This window comes from Undibacterium sp. JH2W, assembly GCF_049340425.1.
Lineage (GTDB): Bacteria > Pseudomonadota > Gammaproteobacteria > Burkholderiales > Burkholderiaceae_D > Undibacterium.
Genome location: NZ_JBMPOT010000052.1, coordinates 1 through 2,499, shown reverse-complemented (window position 1 = coordinate 2,499; position 2,499 = coordinate 1). Strand labels below are relative to the sequence as shown.

Annotated in this window: 3 protein-coding genes; all 3 read left to right on the top strand. The window is 54.7% G+C overall.

Translation table 11 applies throughout. The features are described from left to right. The first annotated feature begins 82 nt into the window (after positions 1 to 82). The 3 genes from tnpA to tnpC are packed head-to-tail and all read left to right on the top strand — an operon-like array spanning position 83 to position 2,438. Positions 83 to 496 carry an IS66-like element accessory protein TnpA gene (tnpA, locus tag ACO0LC_RS29030; RefSeq protein WP_423009719.1) on the top strand — a complete coding sequence of 138 codons (414 nt, stop codon included), beginning with the start codon at positions 83 to 85 and terminating at the stop codon, positions 494 to 496. After that, positions 493 to 840 carry an IS66 family insertion sequence element accessory protein TnpB gene (gene tnpB / locus ACO0LC_RS29025; protein ID WP_423009717.1) on the top strand — a complete coding sequence of 116 codons (348 nt, stop codon included), beginning with the start codon at positions 493 to 495 and terminating at the stop codon, positions 838 to 840. Before tnpA ends, tnpB begins: the two co-directional genes overlap by 4 nt. Positions 841 to 869: 29 nt before the next feature. Continuing rightward, entirely contained in the window at positions 870 to 2,438 is a 1,569-nt protein-coding gene (gene tnpC / locus ACO0LC_RS29020) for an IS66 family transposase (protein WP_423009716.1), read from the top strand. Positions 2,439 to 2,499: the final 61 nt, after the last annotated feature.

Genomic DNA, 2,499 nt, shown 5'->3' with positions numbered 1-2,499 from the left:
GTAAGCACCTCATCAGCCCCGTCTGTACACCGGCATAAAAAACCCTCAAAGTAGTTCCCGTTACATTTTAGCGGGAGCTACTTTGGAGTTATTAGACACACCGGTCCGCAGGAAGCGGCGCCCTAACTATTCACCTGAATTCAGAAAGCAACTTGCGCAACGCGCATCTGAACCAGGCGTTTCGGTATCCCTTCTTGCGCAAGAGAATGACATCAACGTCAACATGCTGTTCAAATGGCGTCGCGAATTGCGGGACGGCCGATTGGATGGCGTGATGCATCGGCAGGCCATGTTGCCAGTGACCATCGTCGACGACAATCCAGATCATTTACCACCTGAGCATCCAACTGCTAGTCCTGACGCTGTTGTCGCTCAAAGAACTGCGACCACTGAGCCAAGTGTGATTGAAATCCAGATCGCTGGTGCAGTGATGCGTTTTGATGGCAAGGCCGACCTGAGCATGGTCCGTGCCGTATTAGAAATGTTACGCCCATGATAGGCCTACCGGCGGGAACACGCATCTGGCTGGCAGCGGGCGTAACGGATATGCGTTCTGGTATGAATGGTCTGGCGGCCAAAGTGCAAATGACGCTTCTTGAAGATCCTTTGGCTGGTCATGTGTTTGTATTCCGGGGAAAGCGTGGCAACGTGCTTAAAGTGCTGTGGGCCACCAGCGATGGAGTATGCCTGTTGATCAAGCGATTAGAACGTGGCCGCTTCGTCTGGCCCCAGGCGAGCAGTGGTAAAGTCCATCTGACCCAGGCACAGCTATCCATGCTGCTCGAAGGAATTAACTGGAAACAGCCGGAACGTACCTGTCCACCGCTATCGCTCTTGTAAACGTTCCAGAACATGCGTAAACTCCACGCATGCCTGCCACTCCTTCGCTTCCAGACGATATCGATGCCCTCAAAGCACTGCTGCTCCAGCGGGATGGCGAATTGCAATCCTTGCGCCAAACGGTATCAACCCTGGAATTAGCTCTGAGCGTACGTACGCTTGAGATCGAACAACTGACACTCCAGATCGCCAAATTGAAGCGCATGATGTTCGGTCGCCAATCCGAGAAGATCGACCGGAAGCTGGAGCAACTGGAAACCCGCCTGGAAGATTTGATTGCCGAAGAAGGGGCAGCAGAGCAGATAGCAGATGCGCCAGCGCAGCCACGCCAGAAATCAATCCACCAGCCCTTCCCTGAGAGCTTGCCACGCGAAGAACACATGATTGAACCGGAGGAAGACGCTTGTCCGCAATGCGGTGGCAATCTCAAACCACTGGGCGAAGATGTCTCTGAGCAACTAGAAGTGATTGAAGCCGCGTTCAAGGTCATTCGCCATGTGAGGAAGAAGAAAGCCTGTGCCTGCTGTGATTGCATCGTTCAGGCACCAGCACCGAGTCGTCCGATCCAGCGGGGATTTGCAGGCCCTGGGTTATTGGCGAATATCGCCGTTGCCAAATTTGCTGATCACCAACCACTGTATCGGCAAGCCCTCATTCATGCCCGCCGCGGTGTGGAACTCGATCCAGCAACGACAGGGCGCTGGATGGGCGCATGTGGCGTCTTGATCACGCCGCTGGTGGAAGCCTTGCGTCGCTATGTGCTCGCTCCTGGCAAAGTCCATAGTGACGATACACCGATGCCGGTATTGGCACCGGGTAACGGTAAAACAAAAACTGGCCGACTCTGGGTCTACGTGCGTGATGACCGACACTCTGGCTCCCATGCTGCTCCGGCGGCCTGGTTTGCTTATTCCGCGAACCGGCAGGGTCTGCATCCGCAGACGCATCTGGAGGGATTCACCGGGGTGCTGCAAGCGGATGCCTATGGAGGTTATGACAAGATTTATACCGATGGCAGCGTGACCGAAGCAGCCTGCTGGGCGCATGCCAGACGCAAGGTCTATGATTTACATGTAAAAAAGGCCACACCAACGACCACCGAAATTCTGCGCCGGATTGGCGAGTTGTATGCCATTGAGGCGCAAATCCGGGGACAGTCACAAACTGAACGTCAGCGTATCCGGCAGTCACAGGCCCAGCCACTTCTGGTTGAACTGGAAGTGTGGCTGCGCAATCGGCTGCTGACACTCTCTACGCAATCCGAGACCACCAAGGCGATCAACTACATGCTCAACCAGTGGCAGGCCTTGATCTATTACTGCGACGATGGCGTGGCCGAGATGGATAACAACATCGCCGAGAATGCGTTACGGGGTTGCTGCCTTGGCCGCAAGAACTTCCTGTTCCTGGGCGCGGATAGTGGTGGTGAGCGGGCAGCCGCGATGTACGGCCTCATCGGCACGGCACGAATGAATGGTATTGATCCTGAGGCTTACCTGCGTTATGTGTTCACGTATATTGCAGACTACCCGATCAATAAGGTCGCCGATCTCTTGCCTTGGAATGTCGCTGATCGTCTGGCGCAAAAAACAGCCTGAGTCTGAGTTTGACTTCGAGTTAAACGTAAAAAGTCAAGGACGGTGCTGGTGAGGTGCTTAC